The organism is Blautia faecis, from assembly GCF_020554845.1.
In the GTDB taxonomy this organism is placed as follows: Bacteria; Bacillota; Clostridia; order Lachnospirales; family Lachnospiraceae; genus Blautia_A; species Blautia_A faecis.
Genome location: NZ_JAJCIA010000016.1, coordinates 66531 through 89257 on the forward strand (window position 1 = coordinate 66531; position 22727 = coordinate 89257).

19 protein-coding genes and 1 riboswitch are annotated in these 22727 nt (G+C 41.6%); of the genes, 14 read left to right on the plus strand and 5 right to left on the minus strand.

All coding sequences use genetic code 11. The annotated features are described in order from the left end of the window. The first annotated feature begins 49 nt into the window (after window positions 1-49). The gene (locus LIZ66_RS09725) at window positions 50-880 is read left to right on the plus strand and encodes a hypothetical protein (RefSeq protein WP_173719454.1); all 831 of its coding nucleotides are present in this window, start codon (window positions 50-52) and stop codon (window positions 878-880) included. 154 nt (window positions 881-1034) lie between these two features. Here the strand turns inward: LIZ66_RS09725 and LIZ66_RS09730 are convergent, their stop codons facing one another. Further along, window positions 1035-2675, minus strand: a complete 1641-nt coding sequence (locus LIZ66_RS09730; RefSeq protein WP_227200764.1) for an ABC-F family ATP-binding cassette domain-containing protein — start codon at window positions 2673-2675, stop codon at window positions 1035-1037. Window positions 2676-2971: 296 nt separating this feature from the next. Here LIZ66_RS09730 and LIZ66_RS09735 point away from each other — a divergent pair, with 296 nt between their 5' ends. From LIZ66_RS09735 to LIZ66_RS09780, 10 genes are all read left to right on the plus strand, one after another. Then, entirely contained in the window at window positions 2972-3493 is a 522-nt protein-coding gene (locus LIZ66_RS09735) for a shikimate kinase (protein ID WP_148462237.1), read from the plus strand. 154 nt (window positions 3494-3647) lie between these two features. Beyond that, window positions 3648-4061 (plus strand): RrF2 family transcriptional regulator, encoded by a 414-nt coding sequence (locus tag LIZ66_RS09740; RefSeq protein WP_118581465.1) that lies wholly within the window; start codon window positions 3648-3650, stop codon window positions 4059-4061. Window positions 4062-4263: 202 nt separating this feature from the next. Next, window positions 4264-7806, plus strand: coding sequence for a pyruvate:ferredoxin (flavodoxin) oxidoreductase (gene nifJ / locus LIZ66_RS09745; RefSeq protein WP_148462236.1), 3543 nt, complete (start codon window positions 4264-4266; stop codon window positions 7804-7806). Window positions 7807-8130: 324 nt separating this feature from the next. After that, a complete protein-coding gene (locus LIZ66_RS09750; protein ID WP_118581471.1) occupies window positions 8131-8946 on the plus strand; it encodes a hypothetical protein in 816 nt (271 codons plus the stop codon). Window positions 8947-9007: 61 nt separating this feature from the next. Further along, window positions 9008-9784, plus strand: a complete 777-nt coding sequence (locus LIZ66_RS09755) for a DUF4428 domain-containing protein (protein ID WP_118581474.1) — start codon at window positions 9008-9010, stop codon at window positions 9782-9784. A gap of 185 nt (window positions 9785-9969) precedes the next feature. Continuing rightward, window positions 9970-11637, plus strand: a complete 1668-nt coding sequence (locus LIZ66_RS09760) for a histidine kinase N-terminal 7TM domain-containing protein (protein WP_226838150.1) — start codon at window positions 9970-9972, stop codon at window positions 11635-11637. After that, the gene (locus tag LIZ66_RS09765) at window positions 11634-12977 is read left to right on the plus strand and encodes a sensor histidine kinase (protein ID WP_226838151.1); all 1344 of its coding nucleotides are present in this window, start codon (window positions 11634-11636) and stop codon (window positions 12975-12977) included. Before LIZ66_RS09760 ends, LIZ66_RS09765 begins: the two co-directional genes overlap by 4 nt. Then, on the plus strand, window positions 12925-13551 hold the full coding sequence (locus LIZ66_RS09770; RefSeq protein ID WP_226838152.1) for a response regulator transcription factor: 627 nt from the start codon (window positions 12925-12927) through the stop codon (window positions 13549-13551). Before LIZ66_RS09765 ends, LIZ66_RS09770 begins: the two co-directional genes overlap by 53 nt. 39 nt (window positions 13552-13590) lie before the next feature. Continuing rightward, window positions 13591-14442, plus strand: a complete 852-nt coding sequence (locus LIZ66_RS09775; protein WP_226838153.1) for a hypothetical protein — start codon at window positions 13591-13593, stop codon at window positions 14440-14442. Between the two features lie 122 nt (window positions 14443-14564). Then, window positions 14565-15089: a hypothetical protein gene (locus LIZ66_RS09780; protein ID WP_173719453.1), complete on the plus strand. Its 525-nt coding sequence runs from the start codon at window positions 14565-14567 to the stop codon at window positions 15087-15089. A 212-nt stretch (window positions 15090-15301) separates the two neighbouring features. On the opposite strand, the gene folK is transcribed toward LIZ66_RS09780, so the two are convergent. Genes folK through folE form a run of 4 tightly spaced genes read right to left on the minus strand, consistent with a single transcriptional unit; the run spans window position 15302 to window position 18058 of the window. Next, window positions 15302-16135, minus strand: a complete 834-nt coding sequence (gene folK / locus LIZ66_RS09785; RefSeq protein WP_226838154.1) for a 2-amino-4-hydroxy-6-hydroxymethyldihydropteridine diphosphokinase — start codon at window positions 16133-16135, stop codon at window positions 15302-15304. Window positions 16136-16157: 22 nt separating this feature from the next. Next, a complete protein-coding gene (folP, locus tag LIZ66_RS09790) occupies window positions 16158-16967 on the minus strand; it encodes a dihydropteroate synthase (protein ID WP_226838155.1) in 810 nt (269 codons plus the stop codon). Window positions 16968-17006: 39 nt separating this feature from the next. Next, on the minus strand, window positions 17007-17504 hold the full coding sequence (locus LIZ66_RS09795) for an HD domain-containing protein (RefSeq protein WP_195392244.1): 498 nt from the start codon (window positions 17502-17504) through the stop codon (window positions 17007-17009). Further along, window positions 17501-18058 (minus strand): GTP cyclohydrolase I FolE, encoded by a 558-nt coding sequence (folE, locus tag LIZ66_RS09800; RefSeq protein WP_226838156.1) that lies wholly within the window; start codon window positions 18056-18058, stop codon window positions 17501-17503. The genes LIZ66_RS09795 and folE overlap by 4 nt, the downstream gene beginning before the upstream one ends. A gap of 251 nt (window positions 18059-18309) precedes the next feature. Then, window positions 18310-18406, minus strand: a riboswitch (THF riboswitch). Window positions 18407-18539: 133 nt separating this feature from the next. Here folE and LIZ66_RS09805 point away from each other — a divergent pair. From LIZ66_RS09805 to LIZ66_RS09815, 3 genes are all read left to right on the plus strand, one after another. Further along, window positions 18540-20327, plus strand: coding sequence for an aminopeptidase P family protein (locus tag LIZ66_RS09805; RefSeq protein WP_226838157.1), 1788 nt, complete (start codon window positions 18540-18542; stop codon window positions 20325-20327). 96 nt (window positions 20328-20423) lie between these two features. Next, window positions 20424-20885, plus strand: coding sequence for an NUDIX hydrolase (locus LIZ66_RS09810; protein WP_195392242.1), 462 nt, complete (start codon window positions 20424-20426; stop codon window positions 20883-20885). 108 nt (window positions 20886-20993) lie between these two features. Further along, the gene (locus tag LIZ66_RS09815; RefSeq protein ID WP_195392241.1) at window positions 20994-22214 is read left to right on the plus strand and encodes a serpin family protein; all 1221 of its coding nucleotides are present in this window, start codon (window positions 20994-20996) and stop codon (window positions 22212-22214) included. Window positions 22215-22727 lie beyond the last annotated feature (513 nt).

Consider the following 22727-nt stretch of genomic DNA (forward strand, 5'->3'; position numbering starts at 1 on the left):
CAGCAAATGTATTATATTAAGCTCGCCAGACGAGCAGCAAGGAGGATTTATGAGAGAAGGAAAGAAGTTTAAGAAACTATTGATCGGGGTCGCAGCGGCTGCTATGACCATGCTTTGTACCTTGCCGGTATCAGCGGCAACTAAATCGTTTAAACCGATCACAGTAAAAGCAGGCAGATGTATTCATTTATTGAATACCAATATTCAGTCAAATGCGATTACGAATTACAGTTACCGCATTCAGCCGCAGAGTTCCGGCACCAGATATGATATTGTATATGCATATGGCGGAGAAGCAGAAGCTTTGAAGGGCGCCAGAACAGATTCCGGCCAGATCATTAACAACACATACATTAAGAGCAGCACCTCTTCCAATCAGGGAATGATCGCCTGCCTTAAGGTTACATCAGGTTCTGTGAAGCTTAGCGTGAAAATTACCTCACCGAATGCCAAGAGCAAGATTACAGCAGCATACCAGAGTTCCAGTCACAGTCCATTGAAGAACACAAGGACCATCAAGAAAGGTCAGTGGATCAAGATGACAAGAACCGGAAGCAATCTTTCTACTTTACCATTAATTGTTGCGGCTAAAAAGGGTGCTAACATTAATCGCAGATTAAACACAACCTCTTATGAAAATTACAGCTTCAAGTCCAAGTATGTGGCATTCAGACGCTACACCAATAAGAAGGGCGGCAAACTCTATAAGAGAAAATATCTGACTACCAATGGAAGCACCAAGTATCATTTTATGCTGATTCCACAGAGCTCTGCCGGAAGATCTTATACAGGTGTTCTGACCACGAAGAAAGGCAATGTAACTTATTACTATCCGTCTGATTATATCAAGGTAAGCGGATATGCAGGAAACAGTAAATAAACCCTGAACCCATTTTCAAACATGCTCTAGAAAAGCAAACAGCAATATCTGCGAAAAGCTCCTCCTGTCAGTTGATTTGACAGGAGGAGCTTTTTAAGAATGTGTTTGGAAAATTTGCGTCGTATATCTTGCGGAAAGACTTTTCAAACGCGTTTTAATTATCCTGAGCGTCTTCTTCAGTAATCTCAAAGACATGGCGCTTTTTAGCCATCTCATCACTTGCAAGATATTCGTCATAAGTAGTGATCTTGTCAATCATAGTACCATTTGGAAGGATTTCCATAATACGGTTTGCAGTTGTCTGAACAAACTGATGATCATGAGAGGTGAAAAGAATTACCCCCGGGAACTTGATCAGACCGTTGTTCAATGCAGTGATGGACTCCATGTCCAGATGGTTGGTAGGCTCATCCAGAATCAGGATGTTGGCACCGGAAATCATCATTTTGGAAAGAAGGCAGCGAACCTTCTCACCACCGGAAAGTACGCGGACACGTTTCACACCATCCTCACCAGGGAAGAGCATACGTCCAAGGAAACCACGTACATAAGTGGCATCCTTGATCTCAGAATACTGTGTCAGCCAGTCTGTAATCGTAAGATCGTTATCGAATTCCTGAGTATTGTCTTTGGGGAAATAAGCCTGGGTGGTAGTGATTCCCCATTTGTAATTACCTTCATCCGGTTCCATTTCTCCAGTGATGATCTTGAAGAAAGTAGTGATCGCCTGCTCATTGGCACCAACGAAAGCAACCTTGTCCTCACGTCCAAGAGTGAAAGAAATGTTATCCAGAACCTTCACGCCATCAATGGTTTTGGAAAGATTTTCGACCATGAGAACTTCATTTCCAATTTCACGGTTTGGACGGAAGTCGATGTAGGGATATTTACGGCTGGAAGGACGCATGTCATCCAGCTGGATTTTCTCAAGGGCTCTCTTACGGGAGGTTGCCTGTTTGGACTTGGAAGCGTTAGCACTGAATCGGGAAATAAATTCCTGGAGCTCTTTGATCTTCTCTTCTTTTTTCTTATTTGCTTCTTTCATCTGCTTGATCAGAAGCTGGCTGGATTCATACCAGAAATCATAGTTACCAGCGTACAGCTGAATTTTGCCATAATCAATATCAGCAGTCTGCGTACAAACCTTGTTCAGGAAGTAACGGTCATGGGATACCACGATAACAGTATTATCAAAATTGATCAGGAATTCTTCAAGCCATTCAATTGCGGGAAGATCCAGATGGTTGGTAGGCTCATCCAGCAGCAAAATGTCAGGATTTCCAAAAAGTGCCTGTGCAAGAAGAACCTTGACTTTCATACTACCGGTCAGGTCAGCCATCTGTGCATAGTGGAATTCAGTGTCAATTCCAAGACCGTTCAGAAGAGTAGCAGCATCGGATTCTGCCTCCCATCCGTTCATCTCTGCGAATTCACCTTCAAGCTCGCTGGCACGGATTCCGTCTTCGTCGGTAAAATCCTCCTTGGCGTAAATGGCTTCCTTCTCTTTCATGATCTCATAGAGACGAAAGTTACCCATAATTACAGTGTCGAGAACTGTATAGGCATCATATTTGAAGTGATCCTGCTGTAAAAAAGAGAGACGCTGTCCTGGTGTGATCACAATGTCGCCCTTGGTAGGCTCCAGCTGACCGGAAAGAATCTTCAGAAATGTAGATTTTCCTGCACCGTTGGCGCCAATAAGTCCGTAGCAGTTTCCTTCTGTAAATTTGATATTAACATCTTCGAAAAGAGCTTTCTTTCCAACTCGCAAAGTAATATTGTTTGCTGAAATCATATTTTCCTCCTATATTAAAACGTTATCCTTATAAATACACATATAATGATAAGTATAGCCGATTTTCATTTTATCGTAAACTGGCAAATTTGCAACAATTATTTCTTGTTTAAAGGCTGTTTTACAGCAGAAACATGGAGAAAACTCACAAAATCCAAAAACCTTAGACTTTACAAAAAAAAAAGCCGCTGTTATAATGGCTGAATATAATGCCAGAATGAATAAAAGCACCGGAAGTTTTTTCTAAAAGGTGGTGTACGGTGCTGCTTCCCTGGCATTCAACTGGAGGAAAAATTATGCCGAAGAAACAGATATATCTTACCGGTTTTATGGGAACCGGTAAAAGTATGATCCTGAATTGCCTGCATGAGGTATGCGGTTTTGACAAAATTGAGATGGATGAGCAGATTGTTCAGGAACAGGGAATGAGCATTCCAGAAATTTTTGAAAAAAAAGGGGAAGAATATTTTCGGAATCTGGAGACCGAACTTGTAAAAAAAATTTCTGCCATGGATAATATCGTAGTATCGTGTGGCGGAGGAACTGTAATGCGTCAGTGCAATGTAGATGAGATGAAGAAGAATGGAACGATTGTTCTTTTGACAGCAGAACCAGAGACTGTTTACGAAAGAGTGAAAGGCAGCCACAACAGACCTCTTCTGGAAAAAAATATGAATCCGGAATACATAAAAGAATTGATGGAGGCAAGGCGTCCCAAGTATGAAGCTGCTGCAGACTTTGTTATAAAAACAGACAATCGGACAGCGGAAGAAATCTGCCTGGAAATAAATAAACGTCTAAAAACAGTCGATAACTAAAAATAGTGTGAAATTAATGTTAAAAAAATTAAAAAACTATTGAAATAGAAGTTGAAAATTGCTATAATTTGAACATACTGGGAGGGGAAGAGAAGAAAAGGGACATAATATAAGAATCAGTATGATTTGTGTCCAGTAAGGAAAAGGTACAGACATGTTTATTACAAGAGAGTGCGATTACGCAGCAAGAGTTCTTCGGGCACTGTCAGGGGAAACTCGCCTTAGCGTTAATGAAATCTGCGAGAAGGAATCCATTACCGCTCCCTTTGCCTATAAGATACTAAAGAAACTTCAGAAAGCCGGTATTGTGAAAGGATATCGCGGAGTCCATGGTGGATATGCCATGAATAAATCACTTGGTGAACTGACTCTGTTTGACGTATATAAGGCTATTGACCCGGATTTGTTCATTATAGAATGTATGGCTTCAGGTTATGAGTGTCCAACAGATGGAAAAGGAGATCATCTTCCTTGCTACATGCACAGAGAACTCTGTGAGATTCAGCAGGGGGTGTGGGAAATGCTTAAGAGAAAATCCCTTCAGGAAGTTCTCATGCCGGAAATGTAATATGCTAAAAAGCTGGTCAGACTCCATAAAGGAGTATCTGGCTGGCTTTTTTTATGCTTACTGGTAATCTTTGTATGTGATAATATACAAAAATCAAAATAGACATCATTGGAAGATTATGCTATAATGTCATATGGACTTTTAGACACATTGTGTCTAGAAATATTATTTTCATCATACCTTTAAGGAGGAAAAACAAACTATGGCAAGAAAGATGAAAACCATGGATGGTAACCATGCAGCCGCTCATGCATCATACGCTTTTTCTGATGTAGCTGCAATTTACCCGATCACCCCTTCATCTGTTATGGCTGAGGCTACAGACGAGTGGGCAACCCAGGGAAGAAAGAACATCTTTGGACAGGAAGTACAGGTAACAGAGATGCAGTCTGAGGCTGGTGCTGCTGGTGCAGTACACGGATCTCTTGCAGCTGGTGCCCTTACTACTACCTATACAGCATCCCAGGGTCTGTTACTGATGATCCCGAACCTTTACAAGATCGCTGGTGAGCAGCTTCCGGGTGTATTCAACGTATCCGCTCGTGCACTTGCTTCCCACGCACTTTCCATTTTCGGAGATCATTCCGATGTTATGGCCTGTCGTCAGACTGGTTGTGCAATGCTGTGTGAGTCTTCCGTACAGGAAGTTATGGACCTTACTCCGGTAGCACACCTTGCAGCAATCAAAGGAAAAGTTCCGTTCATCAACTTCTTCGATGGATTCCGTACATCTCACGAGATCCAGAAGATTGAGACATGGGATTATGAAGACCTGAAAGATATGGCAGATATGGACGCTATCCAGGCATTCCGTGATCATGCACTGAATCCGAACCATCCATGTCAGAGAGGTTCCGCTCAGAACCCGGATATCTTCTTCCAGGCAAGAGAGGCATGTAACCCATACTACGATGCTCTTCCGGCAGTCGTACAGGAGTACATGGACAAAGTTAACGCTAAGATCGGTACTGATTACAAGCTGTTCAACTACTATGGAGCAGCAGACGCAGAGCACGTTATCGTAGCTATGGGTTCTGTAAACGATACGATCGAGGAGACAATCGACTACTTAATGGCAGCTGGCAGAAAAGTTGGTGTTGTTAAAGTTCGTCTTTACAGACCATTCTGCGCACAGGCTCTTATCGATGCTATTCCTGAGACGGTTAAACAGATCACAGTTCTTGACAGAACGAAAGAGCCAGGAGCTCAGGGCGAGCCTCTGTATCTTGATGTTGTTGCTGCACTTAAGAACAGCAAATTTGACGGCGTTAAGATCTTTACCGGACGTTACGGACTTGGTTCCAAGGACACAACACCGGCTCAGATCGTAGCTGTTTATGACAATACTGAGAAAGAGAAATTTACTCTTGGTATCGTTGATGATGTTACAAACCTTTCCCTTGAGACAGGCGCTCCGCTTGTAACTACTCCAGAGGGAACAACAAACTGTAAGTTCTGGGGACTTGGTGCTGATGGTACTGTAGGTGCTAACAAGAACTCCATCAAGATCATCGGTGACAATACAGATATGTACGCTCAGGCATACTTTGATTATGACTCCAAGAAGTCCGGTGGTGTTACAATGTCCCACCTTCGTTTTGGTAAGAAACCGATCAAATCTACCTACCTGATCCACAAAGCAAACTTTGTAGCATGCCACAATCCGTCCTATGTGAACAAATATAACATGGTACAGGAGCTGGTTGACGGCGGTACATTCCTTCTGAACTGTGCATGGGATATGGAAGGTCTTGAGAAACATCTTCCAGGACAGGTTAAGGCATTCATCGCTAACCACGGTATCAAATTCTACACCATCGACGGTGTTAAGATCGGTATCGAGACTGGCATGGGACCAACACGTATCAATACAATCCTTCAGTCCGCATTCTTCAAACTTACCGGAATCATTCCGGAGGAGCAGGCTATCGAGCTTATGAAGGCTGCTGCGAAAGCAACATACGGACGTAAAGGTGATGATGTTGTTCAGAAGAACTGGGCAGCTATCGATGCTGGTGCTAAGCAGGTTGTTGAGATTCAGGTTCCAGAGAGCTGGAAAGATGCTGCAGACGAGGGTCTTCATATGACTCACGCTACAGAAGGCCGTCAGGAAGTTGTTGATTTCGTTAACAACATCCAGGCTAAGGTTAATGCTCAGGAAGGTAATACACTGCCTGTATCTGCATTTAAAGATTATGTTGACGGTACTACACCATCCGGTGCTGCTGCATACGAGAAACGTGGTATCGCTGTAAATATCCCTGTATGGAATCCGGAGAACTGTATCCAGTGTAACAGATGTGCTTATGTCTGCCCGCACGCAGTTATCCGTCCGGTAGCTCTTACAGCTGAAGAGGCTGCAAATGCTCCGGAGGGAATCAAGACATTACCAATGACTGGTATGAAAGATGAGTATCAGTTCACAATGACTGTATCCGCTCTTGACTGTACAGGATGTGGTTCCTGTGCGAACGTCTGCCCAGGCAAGAAAGGTGCTAAGGCACTTGCCATGGAAAACCTTGAAGCAAACATGGGAGAGCAGAAATACTTCGATTACGGTGTAACTCTTCCGGTTAAAGAAGACGTTATCGCTAAATTCAAAGAGACAACTGTTAAGGGAAGCCAGTTCAAACAGCCGCTTCTTGAGTTCTCAGGAGCTTGTGCTGGATGTGGTGAGACACCTTACGCAAAACTGATCACCCAGCTGTTTGGTGACAGAATGTACATTGCAAACGCTACAGGATGCTCCTCTATCTGGGGTAACTCCTCACCTTCTACACCATATACCGTAAATGCTAAGGGACAGGGTCCTGCATGGGGCAACTCCTTATTTGAGGATAATGCTGAGTTCGGTTATGGTATGCTTCTTGCTCAGAAAGCTATCCGTGATGGCCTGAAAGCAAAAATTGAAGATGTTGTAGCTAACGGTGACAATGCAGACGTTAAAGCTGCTGGTCAGGAATGGCTGGATACTTTCGCATGCGGTGCTACCAACGGTGCAGCAACAGAGAAACTGGTTGCAGCTCTTGAGGCTTGCGGATGCGACAAGGCAAAAGACATTCTTACACAGAAAGACTTCCTTGCTAAGAAATCCCAGTGGATCTTCGGTGGTGACGGATGGGCTTACGATATCGGATTCGGTGGTGTTGACCATGTTCTCGCAAGCGGACGTGACATCAACGTTATGGTATTCGATACAGAGGTTTACTCCAACACAGGCGGACAGTCTTCCAAGTCTACACCTACAGGTGCGATCGCACAGTTCGCAGCTGGCGGTAAAGAGACCAAGAAGAAAGATATGGCTTCTATCGCAATGAGCTATGGTTATGTATATGTTGCTCAGATCTCTATGGGAGCTGACTTCAACCAGGCTATCAAAGCAATTGCAGAGGCAGAGGCTTATCCGGGACCATCACTTATCATTGCATACGCTCCATGTATCAACCATGGTATCAAGAAAGGTATGTCAAAAGCTCAGACAGAGGAAGAGCTTGCTGTTAAGTGTGGATACTGGCACAACTTCCGCTTCAATCCAGCTGCTGAGGGAAGCAAGTTTAGCCTTGATTCCAAAGCACCGGATATGACAGATTATCAGGAATTCCTGAACGGTGAGGTTCGTTACAACTCCTTACAGCGTCAGAATCCTGAGAAAGCTGCCAGACTGTTCGCTAAGAACCAGTCCGAGGCTAAGGCAAGATACGAGTATCTGCAGAAGCTGATCACTCTGTACGGAACAGAGGAATAAGAATTACCCGCGGCAAGTCCGCATTATAAATATATAATATAAACATGTAATGTTTATTATGTCGTAGCGTAAAGTGAGCCTGCGATACTGCCTGAAAAGGGTGGTATCACAGGCTTTTCTTGTGTGGATTAAATTCTGGGTGGCTACGGTGACTGACGTAGGCGCAGCAGATGAAAAATCAGACAAGTCAATATGGCGGTTACTTAATATTCGATGTACCCGATCGGTTCAGTTACTGTCAGAAGTGCTAGTGCAAATAGGAAAGCATTCACGTATAATGAAAATAACAAAAAACACGATAATAACAAGAAGGGAGATGTTTTTATGAACAAAAAAATGAGACTGTGGGTGGCTGGAACAGTTGGAGTCTTAATGACAGGCCTGATGAGCGTGAATGCTTATGCACTTGAAGAAAAGGATGTTATTGGAACCTGGTATGTAAATGAGCTTTCCATGGGTGGAGACATTTTGTTTCATCCAGGAGTAATGGGAATGGAAGTGACCGTGGATATTAAAGAAGGCGGTCAGATGGAAACCATAACGTCTTACAGTGGGGAAGAACCAGAGGCAGATCAATCAGAGTGGAAAATAGAAAATGATAAATTGTTGATGACTTATAGCGATCAAACGGTAGAATGTGAGTATGCTGATGGCAAAATAACGATAACTGCAGATGGAACGACAATGATCCTAAGCCAGGAAAAGGAAGAGTATGAGCCATATGTACCAGGCAAACCGGTGGAAAATCCGACCATGGAGGATTTCAAAGGAGAATGGATCTGCACTTTGATGGATGCATTTGGAATGCAGATGCCTGTCAATTCTGAACTGACCGGATTTGAGATGATGTTGTCTATTCAGGAAGATAAGTCTGAGCTTATCGTAATTGAAAGCGGAGAAGAGGGCAGAGCTGAACTCCAGGGAGAAATGGATGGAAATATTCTGGTATTGAAAACTGCAGCGGGAGATGAGGCTGGAACTATGCTTTTCAGTTGTGATACTATGAGGCTCAGTTTATTAGATGATGGAAAACTGTGTTTTGAACCGGAGTCTGATGGCAGTGAAGAAGAAACTTCTGAAACAGATGGGGAGGACTTCTCCGTAAAGACATATTTTGACAAAATAGATGTTGTAGAATAGTGTAAAATACTGCCGCACCAGAATTGCATGATTCTGGTGCGGCAGAAAAGAAAGGAAAGCTATGGGATTATTTGATAAGAAAATCTGTGATATCTGCGGAGAAAAAATAGGTTTACTGGGGAATCGAAAATTAGATGACGGAAATCTATGTAAAAACTGTGCCAAAAAATTATCACCATGGTTTGAGGAACGGCGGCACAGTACGGTAGAGGATATAAAACGTCAATTGGAATATCGTGAAAATAACAAAAAGGCAGTAATGGATTTTGGCATAACCCGTCAGATCAGTACCAGAAATTATACTGTTTTCATTGATGATCATAAGAGAAATTTTACTGTTGCACGAAAACTGGATGTCAATGAAAATCCGGATATAGTTCCTTTATCCGCTATTGTACAGTGTAGAGTAGAGGTGGATCGACAACAGATTGAGAAAACCTATACAAAGGATGGAAAGACAGTAAGCTATCAGCCGCCAATATATGACTATGAGTTTGATTATACTATGCGCATTAAGGTTAACACTCCCTGGTTTGACGATATGGATTTTCGTCTGAATACTTTTTCCATAAGCAGTGAAAAGAGAGGCGAATTGATGGAAGTGGAGCAGACTGGACATCAGATCATTGCGGCTTTGACACAAAATGATGCCGGAATACAGCCTGGAACGAGCATGAACACAGGGATGCAGCCTGGAATGAGCATGAACGCAGGAATGCGTCCTGGAATGAACATGAACCCAGGAATGCAACCTGATAGCGGATCGTGGAGATGCCAGTGTGGTGCAGAGAATGTGGGAAGGTTCTGCGAATATTGTGGTCAGCCAAGACCGTTTTAAGTAATGAAAAACAGAGTGGACATGATTGTTCACTCTGTTCGTGATAATAGGGTTATTGTTCATTCTAAACCAGTGACCAATAATCGGAAAACTCTGAAAATTGACAATTTCTCTAAAAACTATATAATAAAACAGAGTTTTATAGTATACTTGTTATAAAAGTATACAATGAGAGAGGAATTTTCATGACATATAATAAAAAGAGGATGTTGTCGTATGGAGTAATTCTGATAAGCGTGCTTCTGGCTTATTTCTGCAGGCTGGTAAGACCGAAAAATACTTTTGCAAGAAATTTTGCAGACCAGTGCCGCAATTGTATTTACCTGGGGCTGTACTGTGCCTGGGTAATCTATCTGGAAAAGCATGTAGTATATAAAAAAATGCGCAGATGTCTGACTGCAATTGGTTGTCTGATGGTATTCTGGTTCTTTGTAAGAACAGTGAAATTTCATATTTTTCATGAACCTCTTGGAGAACATATATGTTGGTATCTGTATTATATTCCGATGATCTTGATCCCTGTTTTAGGTCTGTCAGCAGCATTGTTTTTTGTTGAAAAAGATGAAGAAAAAACGGTCAGACAAATCATAATTCTTTTGACTGTGGCGGCAGTATTGATCATAAGTGTTTTTACAAATGATTTGCATCAGCTGGTGTTTCGGTTTTCTAAACAGCCTCCATTTTCGGATAGGGATTATAGTTATGGTATTCTTTTTGCAGTGATTCAGGGGTGGATGCTGAGTTGTCTGACAGGAATGGAAATTATTCTGATCAGAAAAAGCAGGATTCCGGGAAAGAAACAGTTTTGGCTGCCAGTCATTCCAGGAATATTGCTTCTGGGATGGAATGTTGGAAATATATTTCATTTGTCTTTCATCAAAACCCTTGCAGGGGATATGACAGCAGTGTGTTGTCTTTTAATGGCAGCAATTTATCAGGGCTGTATAGTATGCGGATTGATACAGACAAACAATCGATATTTTGAATTATTCCAGACTTCAGGAGGGCTAGACGCAGAGATTACAGATGATTCTTTTCAGCGTTATTATCATTCTGGTGATTTTCCCAAGCTTTCTCCTGAAATGCGTACAATGATCATTCACAGATCATCTGTGCAGGAACAGGGAATCCGGATCAACCATATTCCCATAAGGGGAGGACATCTGTTTTGGTCAGAAGATATTTCAATATTGCTGGATCAATATCAGGATATTCGGGAACAGCAGGAAGAACTGACTGCCAGAAACAGACTGCTGCAGAAAACCTATGAGAAAGAAGCGGAGCGAAGAAAAACAGAAGAACAGAATCGGCTGTTAAACATGATACAGAATCAGACTGCCGGACAGCTGGAATTGCTGTCGCAGTTGATGGATGAACTGGAAAGAACGGAATCAAGGGAACGATATGATCTGCTTCTCGGTAAAATTGTAGTTATTGGTACATATTTGAAGCGGAGAAAAAATCTGGTATTGACACAATATACATCAGATGGAAATGTGCTTACTATGGAAGATCTCAGGCAAAGTCTTGCAGAATCCTGTGACAGTTTAAAATTATGCAGGATCCGGGCTGCTTATTATGTGGAAAATGGAGATATTCAGCTGAATGCAGACGATATACTAAAATGCTATGATACCTTTGAATGGCTTGCAGAACGGCTATCTGATGTGATGCAGTCTATGTTTTACCGTGTGTCGCAGATTGATGATGATCTTCGGATTTCCGTTCACATTGCATCAGAGGCAGATCTGTGCGGCTTAATGTCAGAAAGACCGGACCTTAAAGTGCAGCAGGAAGATGAAAAAGAATGGTTTGTTGGGTGCAGCATATTCAGAAAGAGAGGCGGCAGATGAATAGTTTTGTAGAATGCAGCATAGCAATGCAGAATTTTCTGATGATTCTTCTGGAAATCTGCCTGATTCTGGAACTTATTCTCTTTCTGTTAAGAATCACCTGTTTTTCCGGGAAAAAGAAAGTGATAACGGCAATAACTGTTTTTGCAGTTTCTTTTGTTCTTATGGTTTCTTTGATGAATGAGCATAGATATAGTATTGGAGAAAGTGCATATCAGCCAATGCTCCAGGATTATCCGGCCAGTATTTTAGCAGCAGGGATTGTTGCATTGACATTTTATCTTTGTTGGGCAATCTGGAAGGAGAGATACAAATATAATCATTCCTTGTCGTACTGGTCTGTGAATGAAGCTGTGGATGACGTTCCGTGTGGAGTATGCTTTTCGGATTCGCTTGGAAGGATTGTTTTGTGTAATACCAAGATGCAGGAATTGTGCAGAATGATGACGGGGGCTTATCTGCAGGATTATGATACATTGCGAAAAGCAATGGACAATGAAATTGCATCAGAAGGGCTTATTAGATTAAGCGAAGACAGTAACGTGTTTTATTTTCCAGATGATTCTGTCTGGATGTTTCAGGAATATCGTCTGCAGGAGCCGGATTGTGCAGGATATCTGCAGACAGTAGCAGTTAATGTATCAGAAATTTACTATAATAGTGAAAAGATCAGGGTAAACAATGAAAAGCTGGAAATCCTGAATCATAAGCTGGAGGAAATGTACGAAAAAATCGGTGATAAAATCAGAGAGCAGGAAACACTTGCTATGAAAATGCAAGTCCATGACAATTTTGGGCGAAGTCTTCTGTCAATACGCAGAATATTGGAGAGAAAAGAAAATCAGGACAAAATGGATAAACAATTGTCTGCATTGAAGCATCTGGTTTATATTCTTACCGACTCTGCCGTAGAGAGTATGGAAAAGCTGTATGAGGATACGATTAAACATGCAGAGGAGCTTGGGATTTCGGTTCAGATCAGCGGAAACTTTCCTTTATATCCATCTTACAGAGTTCTGGCAGACAGAGCAATCCGTGAATGTGTGACAAACTGTGCCAGACATGCCCACGGCAATGTTGTTTTTGTGAAGATAGACAAATATGCAAATGAATACAACATCCGGATTACCAATGATGGAGATGCGCCTGAAAAAAATGCGGAAGAAGGCGGTGGTTTGTCTGCACTGAGAAAAGCAGCCGAATCAATGAACTGCACAATGCAAATTTCATTTGTCCCTGAGTTTTGTCTGATATTGAAGATGCCGCTGACAGAAAGGATGAGTTTGGATGGTACGTGTACTGATAGTAGAAGATCAGAAAATCATGCAGAAGTATTTTGAATATATTCTTATGCAGGATCCGGAATTTCGACATGTTCAGACAATTTCGGATGCCCGTGAAGCTGTAAAAATCTGTGATTATTCAGTAATAGATATTGTAATCATGGATGTTCAGACATTTCATAATCACGATGGGCTGAGCGCCGGAAAAATGATCAGGGAAAAGTACCCATATACAAAGGTATTGGTTGTTACGTCTTTGATCGATCCCAAGGTGCTGGAAAGAGCAAAAAGCGGATGTGCGGACAGTCTCTGGTATAAAGATCACGGTGAAGAGGATATACGGAGTGTGATTTACAGAACCTTAAATGGTGAGCGTGTATTTCCGGATATAACGCCAAAGGTGGAACTTAACTGGATCACAAGCGGTGATATCAGTCCAAGACAACTGGAGATGCTGCGTTTGTATATTCATGGGATGTCCTATTCGGAGATTGCAAGGAAAATGGATTGTTCGACTTCCGGGGTAAGATGGAATTTTCAGGAAATGATTGACAAGGCAGGATATAGCTGCAAGGAAGATCTGATAGCAGCTGCGTTGGAAAGTAAATTGATTGTAACCACACTGAAATAGAAAGGCATAGGCATATTCTGACAGGAAGGAGCTGAAAGTATGAAAAAATTTTCTATTGCTGTATGTGTTTGCGCAGTACTGTTTTCTTTTAGTAACTACGGTGAATGTGTGAGAGAAGTATCTGCCCAAACTTCTGGGGCAGAAGAGAATCTGGCAATTTTGCAAGACATTATCAGAGAAAATGAATGCCAGGCTGGAATGGCATTTCTGGGCTACACTTATGAAAATGCAGATACATCAGAGATACTTGAATATACCAGGCAGGAAGAATTGGCTGCGGCTTATCCTTTTTTGCAGGATGGAACTGTTGTTGATGCAGGAGGTTATGAAATCTATGCTATTGTTCCAGGACTTGATTGTAAGATCAGTATTTATCCGACTCAGGTTACGGAAGAAGGGGAATATTTGGAAGATCTGAACAATCCATGGTATATGGGGCAGGAAAATGAAGTCATTATCCTGCGCTGCAATATGAGCGAGATTTTTTCCAATGTAATGGTTTCTGTGCAGAAGCAGAATATGAGTGTGCAATACCATCCTATGGTATCGCTAAAGGATGGACACCTTGCAGCGGAAGCCTACTGCTATGATTTTTCAATATATTATGATTGGGATGAGTATCAATCAGAGTATGATTATTCATTGGATATAAATATTGCCAGGGACTTGATTGCGCAAACAGACGAAGTTAGTTATTACCTTGGTCTTGGAATGTCCCTGTGGTATACCGGTACGGAGGAGTATATTGGGGGAAGAAACTGTCCGGTATTTGTTATAGGGACAGATCATGAGGAACATTTTACAAAAGAAAAATATTATGCGGCAGGAGATAATGTGGTTTATTATTACGATCCGTTAGGCGATGCGTGGCTTTTGCTGGGAGCTGGCTGACAGACGGATTTTGGTATATGCTGACAGAAGATTCATCAGGGCGTGCAGATTGCAGGAATGATTTTTTAAACAGGCTTTCGTATATAACAGAGATTGATTAATTGGGGAAAGAGGAAACAGACATGAATGATTTTTTAACAGAAAAGAATAAAAAAACAGGAGTGTTAGGAAAACTGAAATGGGTTCTTTGTGGCTTCTGTATACTTTTTACTCTGGGAGCTATTGGCGCAGCAGAGAAATATATTGGTGAAGGACGCTGGGGAATGGCAGCAACGGAGATTATACTGGGATTGTTATTTTTGTATCCCACCTTCCGGGAAATCCAGAAAGCATTGAAGAAGAAAAAAGCCAGAGAAATAGCCTGTTGGTTTGAATCTTATGCCCAGAGCACGCTCTCATTTGAGAAGTTTGAGACTGAGATGGGAAAAGATGCTGTAAGGAAACTGGAAAAAATGATTGCCAAAGGGTATATTCGAAATATTCAGATAGACAGAGAAGAAAATTATATATTGATTACTGCACCAAACAGACGTGTGAATGAGAAGATTTATATTACAGTTACCTGTCCCAGCTGCGGTGCAAAGAATCAGATAATAAAAGGCCGCCTGTGCAACTGTGAATATTGCGGACAGCGTCTCACTTCCTGACAGCAGATGCGAATTATTACACAAGGGGCTGCCTGTTTTCCGGCAACCCCAATGTTAGATTGTCACTTGTTAAGTTGGTTGAACCGCTGTATACGGAACCGTACGGTGGCGTGATAGCACGGATTACGAATGCGGTCGGCAGCTGTGGGAGCGTCATAGGCGCGGAACAGCTGACTTTCATATGTGATGTCGCCGGTAGGCGACATGTTCGTTTAGCGGCAAAGAAGAATATTTAAAAGCTGTGAAATTGTCTGATTTAGTACAGGATGCCTGAGGTAAGGGGCAATCTGGTTCATAGGAGCCAGCACAAAGTCACGATTCTGCATATCCGGATGGGGGATGTGAAGATCTGCAGTATCAATGATTTCCTGATCATAAAAAAGAATATCCAGATCCAGAGTACGAGGACCCCAGTGAATAATACGTTCCCGGTTTGCCTCCTGTTCCAGCTGATGAAGACGTTCCAGCAATTCTTCCGGTGAAAGAAGGGTACGCATTTTCAAAACTCCATTCAGAAATTCATCCTGATCGGTAACACCATAAGGTTCTGTTACAAGATAATCAGAAACGGCCTCTATCCGGCATCCTTTTGTTTTTTTCAAACCACGTATCCCATTGTCGATGAACAGCTTTTTATCTCCCATATTAGAGCCAAAAGCAATGTATGCAGTATGCCATTTTCTTGTGATTTCCACAGATACGGTTTTCAGTGGAAGACCAACGGGAGCCCATGGCTTCTCAATTTTCAGTGTGATCTGTTCCAGACCGGAAAGAGAGTCGAGCAGCATCTCTGCAAGATTTTCTGCAAGCGCTTCCAGAAGCTTAAAAGTATGATTTCTGGTAAAATCCGTAATCATGTGGCTGACTTCCCCGTAATTGATAGAAGCAGACAGATCGTCCGTTAACCCGGCCTGACGTGTGTGGGTAAAGAGGGTGGCAGAAATAACAAATTTTTGTCCAAGTACATTTTCTTCCGGATAGACACCATGGTTGGCAAAAATTTCCAGTTCTTTAATTTCTATTTTATCAAATCTGGTTTCATCCATAACAGTTGTTCCTTTCTGTTGACTAATTACAACCCAAAATTGCTTCTGTCATCTGGATCACGCGTCTGTTCTCCTTGACATCATGAACACGCACAAAAGAACAGCCCTTTATCACACCAATTACACTAGTAGCCAGTGTTCCCTCTACACGCTGGTCTACAGGCAGGTCAAGTGCCAGTCCGATCATCGACTTGCGTGAGGTGCCAAGAAGAACCGGAAAGCCCAGATCCTTAAAAAGCTCCAGATGATTCATAGTTTCCAGATTCATCTCAAATGTTTTTCCAAATCCAACCCCTGGATCGAGAATGATTTTCTCATCTTTGATTCCTGCTTTTCTTGCAAGATTGACACATTCCTGTGTCTCAGAAAGCATATCAATGAGAAAATTGTTATATTCTGTATTGGACTTATTGTGCATGAGACAGCATGCAGCATCATATTTGGCAATTACAGCTCCCATTTCAGAATCATATTTTAATCCCCAGATATCGTTGACCAGATCTGCACCGGCCTGAATCGCACTTTCTGCCACACTGCTTTTGAAAGTATCTACAGAAATGGGAATGTCAAAACGTTTTCTGACCGCTTCGATAACGGGCAAAACTCTCTGAGCTTCTTCCTCTGCACTGACTGGCGTGTGTCCGGGACGCGTAGACTCGCCACCGATATCGATAATATCCGCACCATCCGCGATCATGGCTTCTGTATGCCGCAAAGCTTCATCTAAATGATTCCATTTCCCACCATCGGAAAAAGAATCAGGAGTAATATTTAAAATTCCCATTATATAAGTGTGATTTTGTGTATCAAAAAAACGATTTCCAATTTTCATAAACAGAAACCATCCTCTCTGTTAGATTTTTTAGAAAACTCAATATTCAATTGTCAGATTTTTTTTCTCAGAAGGCCAGTAACATTCTGAGGCTGCTGAACATGAAAAACAATTTCTGGACTTTTTATCAGCTTTATATAGCAGCATAGCCAACACATTATCAGATCCATCCGTCCTGTGCTGACTGATCGCAGATAATATTTCCTCTTTTTCCTGTTCTGTAAAATGCAGATCTGTCAGAATCTTTCCGGCTATTTCAGCTCCTGCAATGTCATGAGAAATACCCGACAGATATTGCTGCGCACGTCCAATGTCATGAAGAAGGGCAGTGGCATAAATGATTTCCCTGGACAGATCAAGCTTGTTTTCCAGAGAATAAATATACATCAGCCTGGCAACATCCAGAAAGTGTTCAGGCGTATGTCTGCAGAAAATACGATCTTTTTCAAGCTCCTGTATTTTCTCACAGTGTTTTTGATAAAGGGGATGCCGCCAGATTAAAGAAATACGGTTTGTTTCAGAAAAAGAACTGCTCATTTTCCTACCATGGAAAGGAACATTTTCTGCAGCTCCTTATCTTCTTTGAAGGCTCCGCGGGTTACAGTCGTAATAGTTTTGCTGCCTGGCTTTTTAACGCCTCGCATGGTCATGCAGGTGTGTTCTGCTTCCAACATAACCATAATTCCCTTCGGAGAGAGGGCACGCTCCAGAGCGTCCGCAATCTGTACTGTGAGGCGTTCCTGGATCTGCGGTCTTCTGGCATAAACCTCTACCGTACGTGCCAGCTTGCTTAATCCGGTGACTTTTCCATCGGGAATATAAGCCAGGTGCGCCTTACCATAAAAAGGCATCAGATGATGCTCGCACATAGAGTAAAAAGTAATATTTTTTTCCAATACGATCTCATTATTTTCTACTGGAAACTGCTTCAGTAAATGGTGATCTGCTTCCTGATCAAGACCACCGTAAATTTCCTCGCACATACGTGCAATTCTGTCGGGAGTATCAATCAGTCCCTCCCGGGTAATATCCTCACCGATTCCTTCCAGAAGCAGACGGATGGCCTGTTCTACTTTTTGTTTGTCAACCATTCAAAATAACCTCCTTTGTATTTGATTACGGAGACTATCCTTTTTTGATAAAACCGGGGAAGGATTTTCGAATTCGAATATCTGCCTGCTTAATACGCAAAAAAGGATATCTCCAATTGTGATAGAATGTATGTCGAAAACATTCCCTTGAGTCTGTTAAAAAACGTTTCCACAAATCGCAACGTGCGTCTTGTAGAAAATCCCTTTCGGGCAGGCTCTGACACAATATGAGATATCCCTCTTATAGTGCTTGCAACGGGTGCGGATAATATACCGTAAGACATGCTTTTCGTTTCAGTGACAACTCCCCATTCACCGAACACTTGACGCATAAAATCCTATTTTGCATATCATTCATTTCGAAAGTAAGTATATCATTTCTTTATGGAATAGAAAAGAGTTTTTTCTTAAACAGGTTGCGAAAGGATACTGTGGATATTATAATAGGAATAGACAAAATTCACTGGAAGGAGTCAGTTTTATGACAGTTAAAGAACGAATCACCGCACTTCGGGAAGTAATGGCAGAGAAGAAAATAGATGCTTATCTTGTTCCCACAGATGATTTTCATGCATCTGAATATGTAGGAGAATACTTTAAGTGCAGAAAATATATTACAGGTTTTACCGGATCTGCTGGCAGAGCAGTCATCATGCAGGATATGGCTGGATTGTGGACAGATGGAAGATATTTCATCCAGGCGGCGGCACAGCTGGAGGGAACGGGTGTAGAGCTTTTTAAAATGGGAGAACCAGATGTTCCCACTGTGCACCAGTTTCTGGAAGAAAAATTAGGTGAGGGAATGTGCCTTGGTTTTGACGGAAGAACCGTCAGCGCCGAAGAAGCAGATGAACTGGCCGAACTTCTTGCAAAAAAAGGAGCCACTCTTCAGACGGATTCTGATCTGGTAGGAGAAATCTGGGAAGATCGTCCGGCACTTTCCTGTGAACCGGTTATGGAACTGGATGTAAAATGGGCAGGCGAATCCCGTGCTGACAAATGTGCAAGAATCCGTAAATCAATGGAAGAGAAAGGTGCAGATGGATTTGTACTGACTTCTCTGGATGACATTGCATGGCTGCTGAATATTCGTGGCGGCGATGTACATTGCTGTCCGGTTGTTCTCTCTTATTTGGTCATGACCAAAACAGAAATCAGGCTGTTTGCAAATGAAAAAGCATTTTCGGCTTCAATTCTGGACGCATTATCTAAGGATGGCGTAACCATTCTGCCCTATGACAGCATTTATGAATATGTAAAAACATTTGAGAAAGACATGACAGTTCTTCTTTGTAAAAAGAAAGCCAACTGTCGTCTGGTAAACAGTATTCCGAAGGAAGTAACGATTCTGGATGAAGCCAACCTGACTTTTCTTCCAAAATCAATTAAAAATCCAGTAGAAGTAGAAAATGAACGTATCGCTCATATCAAAGACGGAGTTGCGCTTACCAAATTCATCTGCTGGCTAAAGAAAAATGTAGGTAAAATTCCAATGACAGAGTTAAGCGCAGGAGAGAAGCTGTACAGCTTCCGTGCCCAGCAGGAGAACTTTATCGACAACAGCTTTGACCCTATTATTTCTTATGGCATTCATGCTGCCATCAACCATTATTCTGCAACACCAGAGACAGATATTGCCATTGAGCCCGGTAATTTCCTTCTGGCAGATACAGGCGGACACTATTACGAAGGTACTACAGATACCACCCGTACAATTGTTATGGGCTCTGTGAATGACGAGCAGAAGAAATACTTTACCGCTGTTTTACGCGGCATGCTGAATCTTGGAAATGCCAAATTCCGTTATGGCTGTACTGGTGTAAATCTGGATTATCTGGCGCGTAGTCCGTTATGGGAAATGGGACAGGATTTTAATCATGGAACAGGACATGGAGTTGGTTATCTTCTGAATGTTCATGAAGGACCAAACAGTTTCCGCTGGAGAATTATTCAGGGAGATAATGCAGTACTGGAAGAGGGTATGATCACATCAGATGAGCCTGGATACTATGTGGAAAACCAATATGGAATCCGCCACGAAAACCTGCTTGTATGCAAAAAAGCAGAGAAAACCTCATTTGGCCAGTTTATGTGCTTTGAACATCTGACTATGGTACCGTTTGATCTGGATGCTGTTGTTCCGGAACTGATGACCATGCAGGAACGGGCGCTTCTTAATAGTTATCATGCACAGGTATATAAAAAGATTTCTCCATATCTGGAAGAAGAGGAAAAAGAATGGCTGAAAGAAGCTACACGCGAAATCTGATTTAAAACAGTAAACAGGGGCATGTATAAAACTGATATGCATCGCCCTTGTTTTATATTTTACAGAAAAAAGCAGTGCCTGCTGGAAGGAGAATAAATGACGATAACTACTTTATGCTATATCGAAAACGATGGCAAATATCTGATGCTTCACAGAGTAAAAAAGCAAAATGACATAAATAAAGGCAAATGGACTGGTGTAGGTGGACATGCAGAAGATCAGGAATCCCCTGAAGAATGTCTTCTGCGTGAAGTAAAAGAAGAAACAGGACTCACACTTACTTCCTACAAATTTCGTGGCCTGGTAACCTTTATAAACAGCGAATGTGAATCTGAGCTTATGTGTGTATTTACAGCCGATGGATATACCGGAGAACTGATTGAATGCAATGAAGGCGAGCTATGCTGGGTTGATAAGAAAATAGTGCCAGAGCTTCCTACATGGGAAGGTGATAAAGCTTTTCTGAACCTGCTTCTTTCAGAGGAAAAACGTTTTTTCTCTGTTAAACTACAATATGAGGGAGAGCTGCTTGTAAATACGGAAATTCGCTTATACTAAATGAAAATTAATATAACAGAAAGAAGAAACAAATATGTTAGAATAAAACAAAAACTTACAGAAAACCTTTGCAAAAAGGACTTCATCGACCGTACAAGGAGGGTATACATGAATAAAATAAAACTTTTTGCCGGAGCACTGACGTTCCTAACAACAATGGCTCCTCCAATCCATGTATATGCTGCCGCAGTCAGTCAGGCAGTATCAAATGCAGCTGAAAAGAACGTTGATCTTGATAAATCAGTTAATCTGCAGAATTCTATTAACCTCACAGATGAAATAGCCAAAGAAAACCAGGATTCCAATGTAATGTTCAGCCCCACAAGCCTTAATTTCGCCCTTGGCATGCTTGCAGAAGGTGCCGAGGGTGAAACGAAAAACGCATTAAATGAATATTTAGGAACTGATGATTTTGCAGCATATGCCAGAATGTATATGAATGTAATTAAAAGCTATAATACAGAAGACGAAAATTACGGTTATACATCGAAATTAAAAATTGCAGATGCCCTATGGGTAAATCAGGGACTGACTCTGCAGGATCAATTCCAAAAAAAGGCAGAAGATAATTTTGAAGCAAAGGCAGAAATTCTTGATTTTTCTGATAAAGAAAACACATGCAACACTATTAATGCATGGTGCAATGAAAATACAGAGGGGCTGATTCCGGAAATTATGAAACCTGACATGCTTAATGAAAACAGTGAATTGTGTCTCACCAATTCATTGTATTTCGAATCCGGATGGTCCCAGGATCCATGGGATGTTTCTGATGAAAAAGAAAAATTCGGCGATAACGAAGAAACAAAGTACATGACAAGCATCGGTGATAATTACTATGAAAATGACGCGGCAACAGCATTTGAAAAATACTATGCAAATAATCTGAGCTTCATTGGAATTTTGCCGAAAGCAGAAGGAGATTTTACTCTTGATGAGCTGGATATTGAAGGGCTTCTGAAATCAGAACCGGAATACGATGAAGTTAACTGTAAAATGCCTAAGTTGAATTTTGAAACAACCGCTGAGTTAAGTGATATCCTCAGCAGAGTAGGACTTGAGAATGTTTTTTCGGACGATGCTGATTTTTCAGGCATTGCAGATAAAGCGGTTCATGTCAGTTCTGTTTTACAGAAAACAAAGCTGGAACTAGACGAAAATGGAACTAAAGCTGCCGCTGTGACTGCAGTGACAATGGAGTGCATGTCTGCAATGGATACGGATCCGATTATAAAAGATGTTGAGCTGACACGGCCATTTGCATTTCTGATCTACGACAGTGCAAATGAGGAAGTGCTGTTTATGGGAAAAGTTCTAACGGTACAGTGACAGAAATTCTACTATCATGGAAATCTTTTGATTCATTTTATAAAAAATGAAGGAAAACATAGTTGCTGTATATTATGGCATGTTTGTTATAACAGGATTTTTCTAATTGAGTTTATCATTGGACATCAATTTGGAGATTGCTGTGAAAAATATGGGGAATTATTGTAAATTTTGTAAAAAAGTGCTTGACGATTCCTTGCGGCAGTGGTATAGTAAATAAGCTGTCGCAAGGAATTGCTTCTGAAATACTGAAAAATAAAATAGTTTTCAGAAAATTCAAATTAACTGTTGACAAATGGCTGAACTTATGATAAAGTAACCAAGTCGCTTGAACAGAACGACAGAAACAAACAACTTTAGACAGGATCTTGAAAATCTTAAAAACTTTTGAAAAAAGTGCTTGACAAGATTTGAAAGATATGATAAAGTAAACAGGCTGTCGCAAAGAGATGACAGACAAACAACCTTGATAACTAAACAGTGAAACACATACGATTCTCGAAAATTCTTAAC